General features: G+C 73.6%; 3 protein-coding genes. All 3 read right to left on the bottom strand.

All coding sequences use genetic code 11. The features are described from left to right. Nucleotides 1–1,415 (bottom strand): acyltransferase family protein (locus MR1_RS16140; RefSeq protein ID WP_067249275.1); only part of this gene is annotated, 1,415 nt, incomplete at its 3' end. A gap of 482 nt (nucleotides 1,416–1,897) precedes the next feature. After that, nucleotides 1,898–2,578, bottom strand: coding sequence for a response regulator (locus MR1_RS16135; protein WP_067249272.1), 681 nt, complete (start codon nucleotides 2,576–2,578; stop codon nucleotides 1,898–1,900). Beyond that, the coding region (locus tag MR1_RS16130; RefSeq protein ID WP_067249268.1) for a sensor histidine kinase at nucleotides 2,575–3,947 on the bottom strand (1,373 nt) is incomplete at its 5' end. The genes MR1_RS16130 and MR1_RS16135, both read right to left, overlap by 4 nt.

Raw genomic sequence — 3,947 nt, 5'->3', positions numbered from 1 at the left:
AAGCGCAGGCCCGTCGCCATCCCGGCGAGCGCGGCGCTCGGGCGCGCGCTCCGGCGCGGCGCCGAGTCCGTCCGCGGGGCGGGAGGGGACAGGCGGTAGCCGGCGCCTGCCAGCGCGGCCGTGCCGAGGGCCAGCGCCAGCAGCGCGGCCCAGACGGGAGCGAACCCGAGCTGCAGGATCACGACGACGGCACCGACGCCGAGGACCACTGCGAGGGCGATCCGCGCGGCCGGGACGGTGCGGCGCTCGAGGCGGATCCGGCGCTCCGCCGCGCGGGCGAGGACGACGAACGGCACCAGGACCAGGGCGATCACGGCCAGGACGACCGGGCGCGTCACCCACCAGGCGGGGGAGAAGGTCGTCGGCAGCGGCACGGCGAACACGATCATCACGGCCACCACGACCGCCAGCGCCGTCATGTGCCAGAGGTAGATCGCCGTGCTGCAGGCGTTCAGCCGCGCCACGACCGCGGCGACGCGCGGACGCTCGGCGACCCGCACGAGCCGGCCGTAGACGAGACGGAGGACGGCGAGCTGCCCGACGCCGAGCGCGACGAGGGCCACGGTGGCCGGGTTGTTCCCGGTGAGCAGCAGATCGGGGGCGTACCCGAGGAACCCGGTGAGCGCGATCAGCGTCGCCACCGCGCCGACGAGGGCGACGACCGCCGTGCGGGGGCGGATCCGGTGGATGGTGCCGTCGGCGAGGAAGAACCCGAACTGCTGCAGCGTGAGCCACACGAACACGTAGTTCCACAGGGTCACGCCGTCGCCGAGCGGGCCGCGGGCGAGGTCCACGGCGATGACGGTCAGGACGAGGATCCCCAGGGTGAGCCGGGGCGAGCGCCGGTGCGCCGCCGCCATGAGGGGAACGAGCGCGCTGACGACGAGGTAGACCCCGAGGAACCACAGCGGGCGCCCGATCCAGTACGACCCGTCCGCGACGAGCTGCGCGGGCGTGCCGGCGAGCGCGGCGGCGCCGAGGAAGACCCCGACGCCGGCGAACATCAGCAGTCCGGGCACGAGCAGGCGGCCGATCCGCTCGCCGGCGAAGTCGGCGGCGGTGGCGCCGCGGGCCTGCATCCGCTGCCAGAGCCGCATGGAGGCGAAGCCGCCGACGACGAAGAACAGCGGCATCACCTGGATGACCCAGGTGAGCGGTCCGAACCACGCCTCGTCCTGGATGGGCGTGCCGATGACGACGCCGCCCGTCGGCGAGGACTCGATGCTCGCCACGAGGAGGTGCAGCGCCACCACGACGCAGACGCACACGACGCGGACCAGGTCGATCACCGGATCGCGTCCGCTCAGCGCCGTCCGCGGGACGGCGGGCCGGGGGGAGCGTTCGTGACGGGGGACGCGGGGCGCGGAGGCCTGCGCGTCGCGGGGTGCGGCCGAGGCGGGGAGCAGAGCGGACACCGGGTCCTCCGTTCGGTACGGCCCTCCGGTCGGCGGGCACTGGTCAGACCGTACGGATCAGGTGCCCGTCCTCTCGTCCCTCTGAGGTATCCGCGACCCCCTACCGCGGTACTGTTCCTGCGCCGCCTGTCGTCTGCGCGCTGCGTTTCGTCTCGTCGCTGCGCTCCTCGCTCAACGACCGGTGCGGTGCCGGGTCGTTGAGCGAGCGCAGCGAGTCGAAACGCGTGTGCCCTCTTTCGGTCGTTGAGCGAGCGCAGCGAGTCGAAACGCGTGTGGTGCGTTCTCTCGGTCGTTGAGCGAGCGGAGCGAGTCGAAACGCGTGTGCCTTCTCTCGGTCGTTGAGCGAGCGGAGCGAGTCGAAACGCGTGTGGTGCGTTCTCGGTCGTTCAGCGAGCGCAGCGAGTCGAAACGCGCGTGCCCTCTCTCGCTCTCGGTCGTTGAGCGAGCGCAGCGAGTCGAAACGCGTGCGTCCTCGCTCGGCCCTACCCGCGCTCGCCGGGCGTGATCAGGCCGGTCTCGTACGCCAGCACGACGGCGTGCACGCGGTCGCGGAGGCCGAGCTTGCCGAGGACGCGACTGACGTGCGTCTTCGCGGTCTGCTCGGCGATGAACAGGCGTCCGGCGATCTCGGTGTTGGACAGTCCCTCGGCGATCAGGAGGAACACCTCGCGCTCCCGGTCGGTGAGCTCGGCGAAGACGGCCGCCTGCGGGCGCGGGCGGGCCGCGGTGCGGGTCAGCTCCTGCACGAGCATGGTCGTCACCCGCGGCGCGAGGAGGGCCTCGCCCCCGTGCACGGTGCGGACGGCCTCGACGAGCTGCGCCGGGGTCGCGTCCTTCAGCAGGAATCCGCTCGCTCCGGCGCGCAGCGCGTCGAAGACGTAATCGTCGATGTCGAACGTGGTCAGCATGACGATCCGCGGATACGGAACGATCGCCGGATCCGAGAGGATCTCGCGGGTGGCGTCGATCCCGTTGAGGACGGGCATCCGCACGTCCATGAGCACGACGTCCGGCTGCAGGCTCCGCACCCGCTGGCGCGCCTCGGCGCCGTCCGCGGCCTGCCCGGCGACGGTGATGTCCGGCTGGGCGTCGAGGATCGCGGCGAGCCCGACGCGGAACATCTCCTGGTCGTCGACGACCAGCACGCGGATCGGGTGCGTCATGCGCTCTCCTCGGTCGGATCGTCGGACCCGGGGGCGGCAGCGGGATCCGTGGCGCGGGGCGGGTGAGGCTCCGCGGGGGCGGCGGGCTGGTCCTCCAGCGGCACCTGCACGACCACGGCCCATCCGCGGCCGCGCGGCCCCGCCACGACGCTACCGCCCACGAGGCCGACGCGCTCGTTCATCCCGGCGATCCCGAATCCGGGACGCGACCGCTCCGCCGGCCGTGCGCCGCTGCCGTCGTCGATCACCTCGAGCAGGAGGGTCCGTCGGCCACCCGGGGCGCGGTCCTCCTCCAGGATCACGCGCACGTGGGATCCGGGGGCGTGCCGGACGGCGTTGCTCAGTCCCTCCTGCGCGGCGCGGAAGACGGCGAGCTGGACGGCGGCGTCGGGAAGCGGCACCGGGAGCGTGATCTGCGGCGTCACGCGGACCCCGGCGGCGCGGGTCCGTTCGACGAGCTCGTCGAGGTCGCCCAGCGTCGGCTGCGGTGCCGTGAGCTGCTCGCCCTCGTCGCGGAGGACCCCGAGGAGCTGACGCATCTCGATGAGGGCGGTACGCGCCCCGGTGGCGATGGCATCGAACTCGGCGGCGACGGGAACGGGCAGATCCGGATGCCGGTACACGGCGGACGATGCCTGCATGTGGACGATGGACATCGAGTGTGCGACGACGTCGTGCATCTCCCGGGCGATCCGGCGCCGCTCGGTCGCCCAGCGCACCCGGCCGGACTCGACCTCGGCCTCCTCCCGGGCCCGGACGAGATCGCCGCGGACCATCCGCCACTGGGCGATGCCGATCGCCAGCACCATCACCACCAGGGCTTCGGCGCTGATCGCGATGTTCACGGCCCAGTTCGCCTCGGCGCCCAGCCGCAGGGCGATGCCGACGAGCAGCGCGGCGAATCCGAGCAGGAATGCCGTCACCGGCACGATCCAGGCCTCGCGCAGGCCGAGGACGAGCAGCAGGGCCGAGAAGGTGATCATGCCCGGCACAGGGAGCGGCCACGGGGCCCCGGTGGCCACGTCGGCGGTCAGGGCGATCACGAGCATGCCGAGGGCGTGGGCCGCGATCCCGAGCCGGGGGAGGGCGACGGCCAGGGCGAGCCCTCCGCACTGCAGCAGTGTTCCGACCATCGCGGCGACCACGGGCACACCCGAGACCGCGGCGTTCACCGGCGTGCCGACGGCGAAGAGGATCACTGCGGCGGCCAGGGTGATCCATCCCAGGCCGGGGGTCGCGGGCGGGCGGCGGGTCGCCGACGCGCGGATCGTGCGCCACTCGGCGCGGAGGCGGTCCTCCGCGTAGACCGGTACGGCCTGCGACGACGGTCCCGTGCCCGTCGGCGACCCGAGGGCGCCGCCGTGCGCGG

The sequence above is a fragment of the Microbacterium resistens NBRC 103078 genome (assembly GCF_001552355.1).
In the GTDB taxonomy this organism is placed as follows: Bacteria; Actinomycetota; Actinomycetes; order Actinomycetales; family Microbacteriaceae; genus Microbacterium; species Microbacterium resistens.
This window is presented reverse-complemented; position numbering and strand designations above follow the sequence as displayed.